General features: G+C 52.6%; 15 protein-coding genes and 2 pseudogenes. 7 read left to right on the top strand and 10 right to left on the bottom strand.

Translation table 11 applies throughout. The annotated features are described in order from the left end of the window. Positions 1-160: 160 nt before the first annotated feature. Both ahpF and ahpC read right to left on the bottom strand, forming a co-directional pair. On the bottom strand, positions 161-1,759 hold the full coding sequence (ahpF, locus tag FHW66_RS20305; RefSeq protein ID WP_183381648.1) for an alkyl hydroperoxide reductase subunit F: 1,599 nt from the start codon (positions 1,757-1,759) through the stop codon (positions 161-163). 200 nt (positions 1,760-1,959) lie between these two features. Continuing rightward, the gene (gene ahpC, locus FHW66_RS20310) at positions 1,960-2,523 is read right to left on the bottom strand and encodes an alkyl hydroperoxide reductase subunit C (RefSeq protein ID WP_183381649.1); all 564 of its coding nucleotides are present in this window, start codon (positions 2,521-2,523) and stop codon (positions 1,960-1,962) included. Positions 2,524-2,872: 349 nt separating this feature from the next. Here ahpC and FHW66_RS20315 point away from each other — a divergent pair, with 349 nt between their 5' ends. Further along, the gene (locus tag FHW66_RS20315; RefSeq protein ID WP_183381650.1) at positions 2,873-3,964 is read left to right on the top strand and encodes an ankyrin repeat domain-containing protein; all 1,092 of its coding nucleotides are present in this window, start codon (positions 2,873-2,875) and stop codon (positions 3,962-3,964) included. A gap of 100 nt (positions 3,965-4,064) precedes the next feature. Here FHW66_RS20315 and FHW66_RS20320 read toward each other — a convergent pair whose 3' ends face one another. Both FHW66_RS20320 and FHW66_RS20325 read right to left on the bottom strand, forming a co-directional pair. Then, positions 4,065-5,933 (bottom strand): phosphoenolpyruvate carboxykinase (GTP), encoded by a 1,869-nt coding sequence (locus tag FHW66_RS20320; protein ID WP_183381651.1) that lies wholly within the window; start codon positions 5,931-5,933, stop codon positions 4,065-4,067. Positions 5,934-6,338: 405 nt separating this feature from the next. Continuing rightward, positions 6,339-7,232: a LysR family transcriptional regulator gene (locus FHW66_RS20325; protein ID WP_183381652.1), complete on the bottom strand. Its 894-nt coding sequence runs from the start codon at positions 7,230-7,232 to the stop codon at positions 6,339-6,341. Positions 7,233-7,389: 157 nt separating this feature from the next. Between FHW66_RS20325 and FHW66_RS20330 the strand changes: the two genes are divergently transcribed. Next, positions 7,390-8,397 carry a zinc-dependent alcohol dehydrogenase family protein gene (locus FHW66_RS20330; protein ID WP_183381653.1) on the top strand — a complete coding sequence of 336 codons (1,008 nt, stop codon included), beginning with the start codon at positions 7,390-7,392 and terminating at the stop codon, positions 8,395-8,397. 106 nt (positions 8,398-8,503) lie between these two features. Continuing rightward, positions 8,504-9,496, top strand: a complete 993-nt coding sequence (locus FHW66_RS20335; protein WP_183381654.1) for a D-2-hydroxyacid dehydrogenase family protein — start codon at positions 8,504-8,506, stop codon at positions 9,494-9,496. Here FHW66_RS20335 and FHW66_RS20340 read toward each other — a convergent pair. After that, the gene (locus FHW66_RS20340) at positions 9,468-10,223 is read right to left on the bottom strand and encodes an L-asparaginase (protein ID WP_183381655.1); all 756 of its coding nucleotides are present in this window, start codon (positions 10,221-10,223) and stop codon (positions 9,468-9,470) included. The two genes, FHW66_RS20335 and FHW66_RS20340, sit on opposite strands and share 29 nt — an antisense overlap. 227 nt (positions 10,224-10,450) lie before the next feature. Between FHW66_RS20340 and FHW66_RS20345 the strand changes: the two genes are divergently transcribed. The 4 genes and pseudogenes from FHW66_RS20345 to FHW66_RS20360 form a co-directional block, all read left to right on the top strand. Then, a complete protein-coding gene (locus tag FHW66_RS20345; RefSeq protein WP_183381656.1) occupies positions 10,451-13,075 on the top strand; it encodes a chemotaxis protein CheW in 2,625 nt (874 codons plus the stop codon). 85 nt (positions 13,076-13,160) lie between these two features. Beyond that, positions 13,161-13,661, top strand: a complete 501-nt coding sequence (locus tag FHW66_RS20350; protein ID WP_183381657.1) for an asparaginase domain-containing protein — start codon at positions 13,161-13,163, stop codon at positions 13,659-13,661. Between the two features lie 98 nt (positions 13,662-13,759). Further along, complete coding sequence (locus FHW66_RS20355) at positions 13,760-13,951, top strand: hypothetical protein (RefSeq protein WP_183381658.1); 192 nt, start codon at positions 13,760-13,762, stop codon at positions 13,949-13,951. A 97-nt stretch (positions 13,952-14,048) separates the two neighbouring features. Then, positions 14,049-14,312 (top strand): annotated as a pseudogene (locus tag FHW66_RS20360) (integrase core domain-containing protein); the annotation flags it as partial. A 193-nt stretch (positions 14,313-14,505) separates the two neighbouring features. On the opposite strand, the gene FHW66_RS20365 reads toward FHW66_RS20360, so the two are convergent. The 5 genes and pseudogenes from FHW66_RS20365 to FHW66_RS20385 all read right to left on the bottom strand — a co-directional run. Then, complete coding sequence (locus FHW66_RS20365) at positions 14,506-14,817, bottom strand: hypothetical protein (protein WP_183381659.1); 312 nt, start codon at positions 14,815-14,817, stop codon at positions 14,506-14,508. Continuing rightward, positions 14,814-15,023, bottom strand: a complete 210-nt coding sequence (locus FHW66_RS20370; protein WP_183381660.1) for a hypothetical protein — start codon at positions 15,021-15,023, stop codon at positions 14,814-14,816. The genes FHW66_RS20365 and FHW66_RS20370 overlap by 4 nt, the downstream gene beginning before the upstream one ends. 212 nt (positions 15,024-15,235) lie before the next feature. Next, positions 15,236-15,640, bottom strand: coding sequence for a hypothetical protein (locus tag FHW66_RS20375; RefSeq protein ID WP_183381661.1), 405 nt, complete (start codon positions 15,638-15,640; stop codon positions 15,236-15,238). A gap of 175 nt (positions 15,641-15,815) precedes the next feature. Beyond that, the gene (locus FHW66_RS20380; RefSeq protein WP_183381662.1) at positions 15,816-16,670 is read right to left on the bottom strand and encodes a hypothetical protein; all 855 of its coding nucleotides are present in this window, start codon (positions 16,668-16,670) and stop codon (positions 15,816-15,818) included. 260 nt (positions 16,671-16,930) lie between these two features. Next, positions 16,931-17,960, bottom strand: a pseudogene (locus FHW66_RS20385) (filamentous hemagglutinin); the annotation flags it as partial.

Below are 17,960 nucleotides of genomic sequence, written 5' to 3' on the forward strand. Positions count from 1 at the left end.
TTGCACTACCTCATGCTTGAATTTCGTTTCGTACTTCGCCATGAAAAACACCCCAAAGGTTGGATTGGTGTCCAACTTTTGGGGTGCGGTTCACACACACTGGTGGGTTTTTTTGTTTTTCAAGCACCGCTTGTTCTTCGGTGCTATCCAGGCAAGCGACTCAGGCAGCAACCGCCTCGGACTTGGTAGGAGCGGCTGCAACTTCGTCTGGTGCCGAGCGGATCAGGTGATCGAAAGCACTCAACGCAGCTTTAGCACCCTCACCAACAGCAATGACAATCTGCTTATATGGCACAGTAGTCACGTCACCAGCAGCGAACACACCTGGGATCGAAGTCTGTCCCTTGGCATCAATTTCTATCTCGCCATGCTTGCTCAGCGCAACCGTACCCTTGAGCCATTCTGTGTTCGGTACCAGACCGATTTGCACGAATACGCCTTCCAGTTCGATATGCTTGAGTTCACCGCTATTGCGGTCCTTGTAGCTCAAGCCATTGACCTTCTTGCCATCACCAGTGATTTCGGTCGTTTGCGCCGAGGTAATCACGACAACATTCGGCAAACTATGCAGCTTGCGTTGCAACACAGCATCGGCACGTAATTCTGCGCCAAATTCAATCAGGGTCACATGGCTGACAACACCGGCCAGATCAATTGCCGCTTCCACACCTGAATTACCACCACCGACAACAGCAACACGTTTGCCCTTGAACAACGGACCGTCGCAATGTGGGCAGTACGCCACACCCTGGTTGCGATATTCGCGCTCGCCAGGAACGTTGATTTCGCGCCAGCGTGCGCCAGTCGACAAAATCACGGTTTTGCTCTTGAGCACACCACCATTGGCCAGCTTGACTTCGATGAGCTTGTCACCAGGCACCAGCGCTTCGGCACGTTGCATATTCATGATGTCGACTTCATAGGCCTTGACGTGTTGCTCAAGCGCCGTTGCGAAGTGTGGACCTTCGGTTTCCTGCACCGAAACAAAATTCTCAATGGACATGGTGTCGAGCACCTGACCACCAAAACGCTCGGCGACAACGCCTGTACGGATGCCCTTACGTGCTGTGTAAATCGCAGCTGCAGCACCTGCTGGTCCACCACCGACGATCAGTACATCGTAGGCGTCCTTGGCACTCAGTTCTTCTGCCTTGCGAGCACCTGCACCGCTATCAAGCTTGGAGAGAATTTCTTCAACACCGGTACGTCCCTGACCAAACACTTCACCGTTCATGTAGACGGTTGGCACGGCCATGATCTGACGTTTCTCAACTTCATCCTGGAACAATGCGCCATCGACGGTCACAGAACGAATCCGCGGATTGATGATCGACATGACATTCAATGCCTGGACCACTTCTGGGCAGTTCTGGCAGGTCAGCGAAATATAAGTCTCGAAGCTGTAATCGCCATCGAGGTTACGGATTTGCTCGATCACTTTATCGTCGAGCTTGATGGGGTGGCCGCCGACTTGCAGCAGTGCCAGCACCAGCGAAGTAAATTCGTGCCCCATGGGAATACCAGCAAACTGCACGCTGATATCGGTTCCGGGTCGTGTCAGCGCAAAGGATGGCTTGCGTGCAGCGTGATCATTGCGTTCAACAAGCGTGATGCGCTCGGACAGCAAAACGATCTCTTGCAGCAGCTCCTGCAACTCACGGGATTTGGCGCCATCATCGAGCGATGCAACGATCTCGATCGGCTGCGTCACTTTTTCCAGGTACGCTTTTAATTGGGCTTTGAGATTAGCATCCAACATGATGATTTTCACTTTCGTGTGAGATTAATAAATCCGGACTCCGACACGCTGCCTCGTGAGCTTGATGTCGTTGCCAAGGCTGAGCCCGGATGTTTGCAGCAAATACAACTAGTACAGCGAACGCCTCGAATTGTTGAATGGGCCTAGCGAGCTTCTCAACGCTGAGATAGGACTGCGCAGTCGCCCAATCAGCAATTCAATTAGATCTTGCCGACGAGGTCCAAAGATGGCTTCAGTGTTTCAGCGCCTTCGGTCCACTTGGCTGGGCAAACTTCACCTGGGTGCGATGCCACATATTGTGCAGCCTTGACCTTGCGCAGCAATTCGGAAGCGTCACGGCCGATACCGTTGTCATGGATTTCCAGAACCTTGATCTGACCTTCTGGATTGATCACGAAGGTACCGCGCAGTGCCAGACCTTCTTCTTCGATCAGCACTTCGAAGTTGCGTGCCAGCGTTGTCGTTGGATCGCCAACCAGTGGGTATTGAACCTTCTTGATCGCATCCGATGTGTCGTGCCATGCCTTGTGTGCAAAATGGGTGTCGGTCGACACGCCGTAGATTTCTACGCCCAGCTTCTTGAATTCAGCGTAGTTGTTGGCCAGATCTTCCAGTTCGGTTGGGCAAACGAAAGTAAAGTCAGCTGGGTAAAACACGAACACGGACCACTTGCCCTTCAGGGTTGCTTCAGAGATATCGACGAACTTGCCGTCATGATATGCAGTTGCCTTGAATGGTTTGATTGTCGTATTGATAAGGGACATTGCAATTTCCTTTACTTGGGGTTGAAAGAAGATGAGTCATAGTAAAGCGCTGTTTATCATTAATCAAATTTATTTATTAAATACTTTTGATTGCACAAAACTATCGACAACGGGTTAAAACAGCTTGCTTTTGGCAACATTGGGAGGAACTTGTGCAAAACAAGCGCCGGCAGTTGCTGTCGTCTATGGCGATGACGGCAATAGTTTGGTTCCCGCCGCAATATTACTGCACTCGTGTTGAACGCGTGTGACCTTGCCTGGTCATGGTACGCAAGCGGATGGTTGAAATATAAAAAAACTTCTAGTTCACAAGTGATATACGACTGGTGTTAACTCAAATAAACACTATATGTTCTCAAACATTTGTCGATGCATCTCTCCGTCTTCTTACTCCCCCCGTGCCGAGGAGGCAGCCGTTGGAGCAGCTGCTGCCGCAGACAATACGATTGCCAGCTATATCGTCAATGTAGACAGCGTTCAATTTTCACCACCCGTGACGACACGGCCACTAGTCAAGGCAACGACGCAAGCAGATCCTGAGGCCGGCCCCTCCCGCCTGATGCCGATAGCAAGCAAACATGGACCGGAGCCCATCCAACAACTGATTGCGCCGCAGCCGACCAGAATCAGTTTGACCAAGGCGGTCTATCATGGGTCGCTGGGTCTGGTAGCGGAGTTATTGAAAACAGAGGCGGCAACGATCAACATCACGAACCGCAAGGGCATGAATGCGCTCGGGATCGCTGCCTACAAGAACCACCTGAAGATCCTGGGACAGCTGTTGCAGGTGCCTGACATCGATGTCAACGCACCGAATCATCTCGGCATCACCGCATTGAGTCTGGCTGCTTATGCCAATCATGCAGAGGCGCTCCAGACTTTGCTGCGGGTCCCGGGGATCAAACCCAACCAAGCCAACGACGAGGGCGAAACACCACTCAGTCTGGCCGCCTATGCAGGCCACGTTAACATCGTCGACCAATTGCTACAAACGCCTGGAATTGATGCAAATACCGTGAACAATATTGGCCTGACAGCTCTGATGTGGGCTGTATCGCGTGGCCATCTCCAGATTGTTGAGTCGCTGCTGGGCTCACCGGGAATAGATTTCAATACACAGGATCAATGCGGCAACACGGGCTTGATGCTGGCAAGCTTTCTGGAGTTGGGCGACATCGTTGACCGACTATTGAGCCAGCCGGAGATTGACGTCAATGCAGCGAACATCAAGGGCAATACGGCCTTGATCATCGCCGCTACCCTTGGTCATGAAGAAATCGTGGAGAAGCTACGGCAGGTCGCTGGCATCAATTTCGATGCGACCACCGTGAGCGGAGACACCGCGCTCAGTCGTGCAAGGAAAAAGGGACACCTCGGCATCGTCCACGCCTTGAACCTGGGAAGCATGCCGGCGGGGTTCGGTACCAACGGACCAGAATAAAACAACGGCGCCACGCCAGCCTCAACCTCCTCGAATGAAGAAGACTGATACTGGACGTGGCGCCGGATTTCAGCAGAAACGCGAACGCGCCTCAGGACAGTCAGACAGCCAGTTTGCGCGCCAATTGTGCCTTGGTGTCGATCAGTTCCTGTGGCAGATGGTACTTGAGCTTGTCGAACAGTTCTGTGTGCAGTTCAAGCTCCTGAATCCATGCGGCCTTATCGATAGCGGTAATTGTCGCGAACTGCTCGCGGCTGAAATCAAGGCCATCCCACTGGATATCTTCAAAGCGCGGTGAGACACCAAACAAATGCTGCTCTCCGCCAACCTTCACACCCTGTGGATCTTCAATACGCTCCAGCATCCACTTCAAGACCCGCATATTGTCGCCAAACCCAGGCCAGACAAACTTGCCCTCGGCATCGGTACGGAACCAGTTGACGCAATAAATCTTTGGCAACTCGGCGGGTGATGCAGCAATTTTCTTGCCGATATTGAGCCAATGCTGGAAGTAATCGCTCATGTTGTAACCGGTGAATGGCAGCATTGCAAACGGATCGCGACGTACCACCCCTTGCTGACCAACTGCAGCGGCCGTGGTTTCTGACCCCATGGTCGCCGCCATGTAGACACCTTCGACCCAGTTGCGCGCTTCCGTCACCAATGGCACCGTAGTGGAACGGCGGCCACCGAAGATAAAGGCCGAAATTGGCACGCCAGCAGGATCATCCCAGGCCGCATCAATGACCGGATTTTGTGTTGCTGCAACGGTGAAGCGGGCATTCGGATGGGCTGCCTTGCGGCCGGTTTCTTTGGCAATCTCGGGCGTCCAGTCCTTGCCTTGCCAATCGATCAGATGGGCTGGCACTTCCTTGGTCATACCTTCCCACCAGACATCGCCATCGTCTGTCAGTGCGACGTTGGTGAAGATGGTATTGGCACTAAGCGAGGCCATGCAATTGAAGTTGGTTTTTTCATTGGTGCCTGGCGCCACACCAAAATAGCCAGCTTCCGGATTGATCGCATACAAGCGGCCATCGGCGCCCGGTTTGATCCAGGCAATGTCGTCACCGATGGTGGTAACTTTCCAGCCAGCGAAAGTCTTGGGTGGGATCAGCATGGCAAAGTTGGTCTTGCCGCAGGCAGAAGGGAATGCCGCAGCAACGTAATGCTTCTTGCCAGTTGGCGATTCAACGCCCAGGATCAGCATGTGCTCAGCCAGCCAGCCCTGATCACGCCCCATGGTCGACGCGATGCGCAAGGCAAAGCACTTCTTGCCCAGCAGGGCGTTGCCGCCATAACCGGAGCCGTAGGACCAGATTTCGCGGGTTTCTGGATAATGAACAATGTACTTGGTCGCATTGCAGGGCCAGGCAACGTCTTGCTGTCCTGGTTGCAATGGTGCGCCGACGGTGTGCACGCAAGGAACGAATTCGCCATCACTGCCCAGCACGTCATAGACTGCGCGTCCCATGCGGGTCATGATGCGCATGTTCACTGCGACGTAAGGCGAGTCCGACAACTCGATACCGATATGCGCAATCGGCGAGCCCAGCGGGCCCATCGAAAACGGCACCACATACAGTGTGCGACCACGCATGGCGCCATCAAACAGGCCATTCAGCGTGGTACGCATTTCGATCGGATCCGTCCAGTTATTGGTTGGACCGGCATCATCCTTGTTCTTCGAGCAAATGAAAGTACGATCTTCCACGCGTGCTACATCGGATGGATCCGAGCACGCCAGGTAGCTGTTGGGACGCTTTTCCTGATTGAGCTTCTTCATGGTGCCAGCGGCGACCATCTCTGCGCACAGTCGGTCGTATTCTTCCTGTGAACCATCGCACCAATAGATACTGTCAGGCTTGGTCAGCGCTGCAATTTCGGCTACCCAGTTGAGTAACTTCTGGTGCTTGACGAACGCGGGTGCATTCAACGCTGCAACACCTTGCATGACGGGTTGATTCATAAAATTACCTCCATTACCTAATCAATTGAAAAATTCTTGAGACGTCTGGGCCATCGTCATGCGACAGCAGCGAGGCGGGTGTGCCATCAGATGCTGGCACGACGTTCCGGCATCGAGGATCTTGCCTGAAAGCCGCACGCACACTGGCTTGAGTGTCAGTCTGGCGGCGATTGTACACCCGCCAGAGGGTGAGTTGTAGTGAAAAGTAACCGAGTATTGTAGTAGGATATCTGCTTTGCTCAAGAACATGTTTTTTCATTACGAAGCAATGCAACAAGGTGCTTCTGAGCGATTTTTCAAGCAATCCTGTTTTAATGACGGCGTCGTGGATTAACAGGGATAGAGACAAAAAAAATCGAGAAATACAACTTGTTGCAGCGCAGCATCCATAAAGCGCAACCCATCTCAAGCGTCCTTGAAAACCTCAGCCACAAAATCGACGAATGCCTGAATCTTGGCTGCCTTGTGGTGTTTCTGCTGATACAACACCGACAATTTCGGCCCTGTCGATGCCCAATCCTGAAGCACATTGGTTAATCGTCCATCACGAATCAAAGGCGCGAGCGAAACAGATAATTGCTGAATGATTCCGCAGCCAGCCTGAGCTGCTTCGATGATCGATTCAATATGATCGATTGCCAGCGCACCTTGAGGTACATGGGTATGGAGTTCATCGTCTTTGTGGAACTGCCAAGGCCTGACCATGCGCGTTTTGGGGTTGAGAAAACCCAGACACGGCAGCTGTACCAAATCGTGCGGGGTCTCGATTGGTCCGTATTGATCGAGCAGCATTGGTGCCGCGCAGCACAAATATTGTGTGGTGCAGAGCGTCTTCGCAATCAACCCGGAATCGGGCAGATCACCAATCCGTATGAGCACATCCACACCCTCCTCGGCCATGTCGATCATGCGATCGCTCACGGTGATCTTGAGGTTGATCTCGGGATACGCGGCCAGGAATCCAGGCAAGGCCGGAGCAATATACTTGCGACAGATAATGCTCGGCATATCCACACGCAACACACCTGCGGCAACCTGCCCCGACAGCAGCAGACTGTCTTCCAGCTCGGTCATACGCCCCAGCAGCAGCTGGGCCTGCGCGTAACAAAATTGTCCCTCGGCAGTCAGTGACATGCTGCGCGTAGTCCGGTTCAGCAATTTAGTGCGAAAGTGCGCCTCCAGCGCCAGCACCTGATTCGTGACCGACGAGGTTGAAATACCCAGCCGATCTGCGGCGCGACTGAATCCGCCTGCCTCGACAACGCTGCAAAACACCTTCAATGCATCCAAGCGGTCCATGCTGCCTCCATTGTCTTATCAGGGTTCGGTGCCGATGATTATCCCCGTTTTCATTATTCTGAATTGCTGATTGCCCCATTTTTCGCAACAGAGAGCGGTCCTAGACTGACACCCGTCGCTGCTACCTGCAGCACCACATCACTCTGAGAGGATCATCATGACAAGCTCTGCCAACACCACCATGCGCGCCTACCGCCTGGAAAACTTTGCCACACCAATACGCGCAACCGATATCACACTGCCAACGCCAGGCCCCAGAGAAGTGCTGGTGCGTATACATGCCAGCGGACTCAACCCGCTCGACACCAAGATTCGTGCCGGCAAAGCCGCCCATGCACAGATTCAGTTACCTGCCGTACTCGGCCTCGACATGGCCGGCGTGGTAGTGGCCGTCGGCGATGAAGTCAGCGAATTCTCTGCCGGCGATGCTGTCTATGGGCTCATCGGTGGCGTCGGCAAAGAGCAAGGTTCGCAGGCCGAATTCGCAGCGGTTGATGTTGCCTTGCTGGCGCATCAGCCGGGAAACATTTCCATGCGCGAGGCGGCCGCATTACCGTTGATTTTCATCACTGCCTGGGAAGGCCTGGTAGATCATGCCAATGTACATGCGGGACAGAAGGTATTGATCCATGGCGGCGCCGGTGGAGTTGGTCATATCGCCGTACAAATTGCGTTGGCATTGGGAGCAGACGTTTATGCCACCGGATCAGCGAGCCAACGCGATCTGATTACATCGTATGGCGCTACTTTTATTGATTATCAGACTACCTCGGTGGAGCAATATGTGGACCAGTACACCGCCGGCGAAGGCTTTGATATTGTCTACGACACCGTTGGCGGCACAACACTGGACGCCTCCTTTGCCGTCGCGCGTCGCTATCGTGGACACGTCATCAGTATTCTGGGTTGGGGTAACCATAGTCTGGCACCCTTATCCTTCCGTTCGGCAAGTTATTCTGGCGTATTCACTTTGTGGCCCTTGCTGAGTGGGAAAGACCGCGCACATCAGGGAGAAATTCTGCGCCATGCCAGCCGTTTGACTGGCGAAGGCAAGATCCGGGTTGAACTCGATCCACGCCGCTTCCAGCCAGAGCAGATTGATGCTGCCTACGACCTGATGGAAGCCGGAACCACCCGCGGCAAAGTCGTCGTTGAATTTGTGTAACAGGGGGCACCTCCCATGACAAGTTGAGGAAATGCGAATTATCATGTGCTCCTTAACCACAGCAAGAATGCATCAATTTAACGCTGCGCGTATCCCCGGAGACTATATGAAAATCGCTATCCTCGATGATTATCAAGACAACGTGCGCCAACTCGACTGCTTCGGCCTGCTCGACGGGCATGACGTCAAGGTGTTCAACAACACGGTACGCGGTGCCGGGCAACTGGTGGCGCGACTGACGCCATTTGATGCGGTGGTGCTGATTCGTGAACGCACGGTCCTGAACAAGGCCGTGCTGGAAAAACTGCCAGCGTTGAAACTCATTTCGCAAACCGGCAAAGTCAGCGGACATGTCGATGTAGCTGCCGCAACGGCGCGACGCATTGCGATTGTGGAAGGCGTCGGTGATCCGACTGCACCGGCAGAATTGACTTGGGCGCTGATCATGGCAACCGCACGCCGGATTCCGCAATACACTGGCAACCTGAAAGCCGGCATCTGGCAGCAGGTCTCGGCACTGCCGCAGCATAACCATATCGGTACCGCGCTCAAGGGACGTACATTAGGTATCTGGGGTTACGGCAAGATCGGGCGGATGGTCGCCAGCTATGGCAAGGCGTTCGGCATGCAGGTGATGGTGTGGGGTCGCGAAGCCAGTCTGACGCAAGCGCAGCAAGATGGCTACCAACGCGCTACCAGCAAGGAAGCGTTCTTCGCCACGGCAGATGTACTGTCATTGCATCTGCGCCTCAACGATGCCACCCGTGGCATCGTTGAGGCTGAGGATCTGGCTCGGATGAAGCCGAGTGCCAGTTTCATCAATACCAGCCGCGCCGAGCTGGTCGTTGACGGTGCACTGGAAGCAGCCCTGCAACAGGGACGACCTGGTCTGGCCGGGCTCGATGTATTCACTACCGAACCGTTGCCGACTGATTCACCTCTGCTGAAAATGGACAATGTGGTCGCAACACCGCATCTGGGCTATGTCGAGCGGGACGGTTATGAATTGTATTTCCGTGCGGCGTTCCAGAATATTGTCGACTTTGCCAATGGCACGCCAAAGAACGTGCTCAATCCTGAGGTGTTGGCCGTATCCTGACCGATGTCGGCGGTGCGTAGACGTGATGCGGCGCATGCGCCACCTTCCACAGATGCGCCCATCCCGGTGGCCACGGTAAAGGCGGCCCGGCATACTCGGGCACGCCACGACGCACCGGAATCACAGGCAAATGTTCAGGCATCGCGCCGCGATGATCCCAACCCAGACTGAATGCATAGTCTGGTAGCAAGACGTCACACACTGCAGCAAACCAGTTGCTGTGATCCTCATCACGCCCAAGCGCCTGTGCCAGTCCCTGCGGATCAAACTGCGCCAACGCGCTGATCAGATCCTGAGCAGTCGCTCCCGGCACATCGCCCCAGCCAAAGACCGGATTGAAGTTGTAATCCGCGCCTGAGCCATACCAACCTTCCCGCCAGGGGCGTTCAATCCAGTTCCTGGGGCCCGTAAACAAATGCCAGCGCCAGTGCAGTCCGGAGGGTTTGGGCCAGCTATACAAATACAGTCGCTGATATCCGGCCGTATGCAGCTGTCGCACCATTGCCATGAGCCGCGCATGGGGCATACGTTCCGGCGGATCGCGACGGAACCGGATCGGCGTGCCATCAGCATGTTGCACTTCGTCGGCAGACAGGTTCAGATCAAGAGTCGTTACCTCGCTACCAAAGCGCGCAGCAATCCAGCCCGTGAGCAAATTGACGGAGACGATCACGCCATAGCCGCGATGACGGTGAAAGATAACGGTACCTGGTGCAATCGGTTTCATGCCGCGATTTTATAGAAATCTGCAATAACAGGGGTTGCTGTGCTGTACCGGAGGCATGACAAAACATGGCACATAATTTGCTGAAAGGAAAATATACGTCACTCCATCGCGCCTTATTGCATTTCGTTGCACCTTATTGCGCGCCAGTGACGACATAAAAATCATAACGATCAGACCTGTGCAAGCAATACCTCATTCGCATTTGCCGTATCTGGAAAAGGGACAAAATGACAGCAACACTTGCAATTCAAACTGAGACTTTCCTGCCTTATATGCGCGACGTGAGCAAATGCGAACAGTCGCTCCAGGAATTGAACCTGATGTGGCGTGTCATTGAAGCTTCGGCCAAGATGAATTGTCCGGTAGAAGCGAAAACCATTCTTCCAACCATGGCTGCCACCCGTACCGGATTCAGCAAGCTGGAACACGAGCTTGTTATCAGTCTGGTACAGGAAAAAGTCCAAAATGTGCTTGCAGAAATCGGCACCAAAGCGCAATACGTGATCGACATTGTGGTTCGCAATCTGTTCGAACGCACCGCTGATGTGGGCTTCCTTGCCACGGATCGGGAACTCTGTAATTTCGTCGCCGGCGTCACTGACAATGTCGAGGGAGTACGCTATCGCCTGCGCCAATACAGGGAGAAATACACGGTCTACGACGAAATCATGCTGCTCGATACCGACGGTAATGTGCTGGTACAAATTGATCCCGCAACACCACTGGAACACAGCAGTGATCCATTGATTGCCGCAACCTTGCGGGCTGACGGCTATGTCGAAACCTTTCGCCAGAGCGATCTGCGTCCCGGCAAAGAGCGCGCATTGATCTATTCCCGTCGTATGCAACATCCCCAAACTGGTGCAATGGTGGGCATTCTTTGTCTATGCTTCCACTTTGAAGAAGAGATGGCAGGCATTTTTTCCTCGCACCGAGATGCCGAGGCGCGCTCCAACATGCTGCTGCTTGACGGTGACAACCGTGTGATCGCCAGTGCCGACAATCTATGGGTACCAGTCGGCACCGAAGTCCCGGTCAACCGCGCGGGGAACGCAGCATTACTGCTCTTCTGCGGGCGCGAATATCTGGTGCGCACGGTCTGCTCCGCAGGCTATCAAGGTTACCCCGGCCCCACTGGCTGGCAAGGTCAGGTCATGATCCCGGTTGACGTGGCGTTTAGTGGCGTAGTCAGTGACGTGCTCAGCAAGCTCTCGCCGGAAATCGCCGAGGGTCTGCTGTCACATGCAGAATCGTTCTGCCCGCCATTGCACGACATCATGACAGCCGCCAAGACGATCCAGCGCATCGTCTGGAACGGACAGGTCATGACAACCGGTGAGCACGGCGAAATGCTCAAACTGAAAACCATCCTCGACCAGATCAGCGAAACCGGCAACCGTAGCAATGAACTGTTTGCCCGATCAATTCATGACCTGTATCAGACAGTGCTGGTCTCGGGCATGCGCGATGCAGAGTTCACCACCAGTCTGCTGGTCGATCTGCTGGATCGCAACCTCTACGAACGCTCGGACGATTGTCGCTGGTGGGCACTGACACCGGAACTGCGAAGCGCTTTAGCACAACCAGTACCAGATCAGGCTACGCTGGATTCCTTAACGCAGATCCTGTCCTACATCAACGGCTTGTACACGGTCTACACCCGTATCTTTGTGTACGACCGTCAAGGCCGAATCGTTGCCAGTACCGGCAGTGATGACGCCAGCCTGATCGGCAGCGAAATCGAAGCAGATACCTTGCAACAGGTCCTGACACTACGCGATCAACAACAGTATTACGTCGCGCCCTTCGGAAACAGCGACTTGTATGGCGGACAGAGCACCTACATCTACCATGCGGCCATCCGCGATCTGGATAACGAAGCTCTTGTCGTCGGCGGCATCGGGATTGTCTTCGATGCGACACCGGAATTCGCGAATATGCTCTCCAGTGGTATCGGCGGCAAGGCGAACAAGCTGGCCTACTATGTTGACCGGCAAGCACGTATTGTCTCGACCACGGACCGCACACGTACCGTTGGTGAGATCCTACCGATTGATCCGGCACTGCTTAGCATCAGCAACGGCGAGTCCGCTTCGCAAGTGACCGTGCATGATGGGCAGTACGCCATCGTTGCGTGTTCGGTCTCCAGTGGTTACCGGGAATTCAAGGTCAGTGATGGCTATCAGGATGACATCATTGCTGTTGTATTTGAGTCCTTTGGCGCCGTGCAGAACGCCAACAGCCAGACCGACCGCCGTCAGTACCAGTTGCAATCGGATCCCGGCATTGTCAATGGCAGCGAATTTGCGACCTTCTTCAGCGACGGCAATCTGCTGGCGATCTCCGCCTTCCATGTCAATGAAGCGGTGCCATTCAGTGAAGTCCTGCCAACCTCGATGGCGAGCCGGTCGGAGCAGATTGGCGTGCTTGGCTTGCGCCGCGATGCCCAGCAAAAGGAGTTTATCTGGGTGTTCGACCTCGGTCAGATGATGCGCGGCACGCGCTCCCCCGTCACCAGCAGCAGCCAGGTCATCATCGTGCGTCATGACAAACATAGTGTGGGTCTACTGGTTGACGAGTTGCATGCGGTCACGCAGTTTGATCCAGCGCAGGTCATGCAGATGCCGCTATCGATGCCGGGGCAATCGATGCTGGTAACACAACTGATCAAGGCCAATGGCGGTCAATTATTGATCCAGGCAATTGATGTCGAACGCCTGTTTGCCCAGCTCATCGACGGCCAGATTGCGATGCCCGAGGACGTACAGAAATCGATTGCCCCTGCGCAGGAGGACATTGCCCAGGATCAACTCCATCAGGTCCATCAATTACGCCCGCGTCTGGTGGCCTGAACACGCAAGCAGCTGCTACTGGCGAGAAGATGTGCGTTATGATGATGCTCGCCAATCCCTGCACCTCTTTTGATTCGTTTTCATCATGACTTTACATATCATCGCCACCGGTGGCACCTTCGACAAACACTATGATGAACTAGCTGGAAAACTGACGTTTGCCAGCAGCCATTTGCCTGCAGTAATCGCACGCGCGCGACTGACCGTGCCACATGCACTGGAAGAACTGCCGCTACTGGATTCGCTGGAGATGCAGGATATTGACCGACGCCGGGTACTGGCATCATGCGAACGGGCCGATGCCAATGCCATTGTCATCATTCATGGCACCGACACCATGCAGGATACGGCACGCCTGCTGGGTGCCGCACAACTGGCCAAGACCGTAGTCATCACCGGCGCCATGATCCCTTACGAAATTGCCAATTCAGACGCATTGTTCAACTTCGGTTTTGCCAGCGGCGTCGCCCAGATTCTGCCGCATGGCGTCTATGTCGCCATGAATGGCCGCATCTTTGACTGGGATCAGGTGCGCAAGAACCGCAGCGCTGGCGTGTTTGAAACCCCAGACACCCCCGAGAACTGAGCACGCCTCTCAATTCAACTTCCAGGAGCGAGCTGCGAGGAAAATTCGCCACCTTCATTGAACTCACTTGCGATGTCAGCGCAGGCATTACCTCCTGCATGCACATCATTTACGCCCGTGATTTAGCCAATGAAATGAATCAGGAGAACGATCCTGAACAAGAGGTCGCGCCATCGATTGGGAAATCCGATAGCGCCAACTTGTTTCGTCTGTCGCTGGCAGCAGCGACCATGTTGCGCGATGTCTCCGAGGAACACATCGCGTGCTTGAACAAGTATTGGGATGAATAATTGACATTCAGGGAGGGGCTTGCACGGTGCTGGATTGGCACCGTGCAGGTTATAGATTTTCAGGTTTTGACCAGCAGAACACGAGATTTCTGACAGCCCCGACCACTGGGCATATGAAAATGGAATAACCTTGGACTTCTCTCGTCCCGGCAAGCCCACGGATAATCCGTTCATTGAATCGTTTAACGGCAGCTTCCGGGATGAATGCCTGAACGTACATTGGTTTCTGTCATTGGATGATGCCCGCGAGAAAATCGAATCTTGGCGACAGGATTACAACGAATTCAGACCGCATAGTTCGCTAGGTGATCTGACCCCACGCGAGTTTCGACTCGCACACCTTGAGGCCGAAAATCTCTAGTTCAAGGTGCTCGGTTAATCGGGGAGAGGTCACATACACCGAAAATCCAGTGCTGGCATGGCTTTGCGGCTGTTTTTTAGCTCGACGAGAGGCGTGCGTAATGTGTGTCCCTTAAAAACAGGGCGCGGGGAATCCCGCGTTTTTGGTGTTTATGAGATTTTGGGTCAACGCCGCATGATCTCATTCCCTGTTATTACTTCATCAGTAACACCGGAACCCCTTTACCATTTTTCAAATCAATCTCATACATTCCGCCATCCCATCGATAAGCCTTAACCGCATTTCCATCTAAAAAAACATTTGTAAAAGGTCCACTCTTTGCATCAAAGTCGGTATGCACTTGCCAAACAATTTTTGCAGTCACATCAATAAGAAAAATATTTCTCGCACACTCAACCGGACCAAAAATACTTTCCTTCGCTAGCCGATCCAATATCACCAGACTTAACCCTTCAGGTAAATCAATCTTCTTCGCAACCTCATTAAGATCAATATATGAATTCATTTTATGGGCCTCGGCGTACCAAAACTACTACTAGGGATAGGATTGAGTAATTGATATTGAGTGCCGCCTTTGCTAGCTGCACCAAAATCCGGTTGGGCGGCAACCCTGCCAACTTGCATATTGGTTCCCGCGGGAACGGTTACATCAGCAATCTGCGTAGGTACTTTAGGCAATGCCAAATATTGCTGGATTTGCTCAGGCGTCATCCCCGCAATCTCATCTGCGCGTACTAGGAATGCACCCTGTGGACTATCTACCGTAGAAACACGAACAAATTGAACATCGCTAGTTGTCGTGAAAGTCCTGACTTGTGACCCCGAGTCATAAGGAGGATTCCATCCTTTTGCTACGAATGGTGCGTTCGCTTCTTCGGCGCTTATTGCTCGTACATTAGTAATAGTACTTCCACAATTTGCCCCTAATGTTTTTGCACGCTTTCATAAAGTCGGATACGCTCCTCGGGGACGTCAAGGCGGTCAAAGTCTCTAACAAACTCCTCAATTATCACATCCACTCTCTGGCGATATTTCCACAGCCCAGCAGCCGAAATTTCTTGAATAAACTCGAGAGCATCCAGAACATCCCCGCATTGCTGGTAAGTGACTCCGTTCATTTCATTTAACAATTCAAGATAAAGTTGCTTAAGCTTTTCTTGGTGCTCTTGCGAAAAGAGAGTCTCATACGTGCCCGGTTCATTCCTTTTGTCATCACAAGAAAGTGCAATACTGGCATCAAAACCGAAACGTTTCTCTATCCAATTTACTCTTCGTCTGCCCTCGCTGAGAAACAGTCGATAGATGAGGAGTAATATCTGATTGAACATAGACTTATTTCCTAAGCGGCTGTATGTGCCAAACTTCTTTGGTTGTCGGGTTATAGACCATCTCAAAAGCATCGTTCACGTAACGATTGAAGCCTGCCATACGGTCAGGAGTAATTGCCTTAGCGGTATTAAGTACTTCTTCTGCCTGCAAAAATGGGGCGCCACGACCAGTAGACTAGAGTTTATTGTAGTAATACTCCGAAAACTTAAAGGCCGATCCCTCAGCCTGATAAAAGCCGTCTACCAACTTGATCTCACTACCAACCGTGGTTACGCCATTTGCCCCAACATTTGTCGTCGCTGGCAATCCGGTCGTTATTGTATTGCCATTCCCATCCGTTATCGTTGTTTTCCCATAGCCGCTGACCTGCTTTCCGTAGTTGAGCGAAGTACCGCCAGCTGCCTCACTAGAGGTAGTCGCACTTACGCCATCTGTTGTAGCCGCAGCTTCAGTACCCAGCCACTTGCCAATCAAGCCTGATACTGCTTTTCCTACGCCAAGACTGGCAAGGAACTTCTCTACCGTATAGTCAGGTGTCGCGCTTCCGTTCAAGGCCTTGAAATTGGAGATACGGGCTGCATCGCGCTCGTCTTTCCCTAACGCAATCGGATCGGGCATCTCACCCGTAATCGGATTGGTATTAATGTATTTATTCTGACGCTGGCTGTCGGTCGCACTGAAATAGGTCTCTGCCGCTCCTGCTCCCATTTGCGTCTGGCCATTGACGACAATGGTTTTACCAACATAAGGAGACAGCATGTCCTGCGATACTTGCAAGGCATTCAGGTAGCTTTCCAGTCGGCCACGTGCCCCTTCACTATTGGGATCGCTGGCAGCCTGAACTAATTGTGCAAGATATGCCTTGTTCTTGGCATTTTCCGTATCATCGACCATCCCACTTGCGACGCGCTCAAGTGTGTCTGTCCAAAATAAAGTCTGAGTAGTGACGCAGCTACTATCGCCATTACAAATTGCTATTGCCTTTTTCTTTGGAAGATTGGAAATAATATCTCGCTCAGAGGTATGCAACTGCCGATTGTTCGCTATCAACGCTTAAAACTATGCTATCCATCCCACTTTACGTAGATGTTTAGGAAAGTAAATAAGCCCCCAGATAGTTATGACTATCGTGACTGGTAGCCAGATCCATTGCATCACAATGTCATCATCAGGACGGAAAAAATACCGTATTAGTCCTGTTACGACGCTTCCCCAAAAAACACCAGCAATAAGAGATGCTAAGACAATTACAAAGACTGTATTTGCAGTCGAACAATGTTTTTTCCAATTCATTCATTCTTTCCTGCCTCATATGCTTCTTTAGCAAACTCACCACCCTTGACAACCGCTCCCGTTGTCAAGACAACAGCACCAGTACCAACTGGTAGAGGTAAATTTGTCAAAGGCAAAAGCATCGGATTGTTAATTCTTGGTACGGTTACACCAAACATTGATTGAGAACGTCCCAGTCCATCAGCTAAACCGACATTTAATGGAATTTGCACGCGCATAGCCAAAATACCAATGGCGAAATCAAGACCTGTATAAACAGTATTACCCCATCCTCCCGGAATCATTTGATTCAGGCTATTTCTCATAGGATTAGTCCCCGTAGTGCCGTATCCTTGATACTGATTGTACAAACCAGTACTACCGTCTGTAACGTTACTCAAGCCGAACATGATCATTGGAAAACCTGCAACACAACCAACGCCTGTTGTTGAACAAATTGAATAACCAGTTGCAGCCGAGAGTCCGCCTGTAACTACTTTCAACGTATTAGCGGCCGCTGGTAGGACATTTCCTTTCAAATCATTTTTGACGTAATCGGCAAATTGCTGCCCTGTCGTGTAAACGAACTGCCCTTTTTCTTGTTGTGCAGCAACCCATGCCAATTCATCTTTTAACGCATAGGCATCCATAACATCAACAAAGTTTGCCTCATATTCCTTACTGTTTTCAGGATATTCTGCCCAGCATTTGACTACGTAGCAGGCGGCTTTTGTCAGCCTTTCTTCGACATCTTTGTCTCCATTTGCCTTCTTTGCGATCAATTCTTTTTCGCTCTGATGCAACTGCCGATTATTCGCCTCCACATTGACCGCAGAAGCCATCCCCGCGTTCCCGCCTGCGGCAGCACCAATCGCCCCCGCAGCAATCTGCGCCAGCCCCTGCTTGAGCACATCGGGCAAGTCCGTCTTGCCGAGCTGTTCAGTCAGGGCGATCATCGCCAGTGATGAACCTGCTGCACCAGCAGCCCCGGCGAGACCACCGGTCATTGCGCCAGAAATGGTATGCAGCGCTATTCTGCGCAAGCCA

The organism is Herbaspirillum sp. Sphag64 (assembly GCF_014192645.1).
In the GTDB taxonomy this organism is placed as follows: Bacteria; Pseudomonadota; Gammaproteobacteria; order Burkholderiales; family Burkholderiaceae_D; genus Herbaspirillum.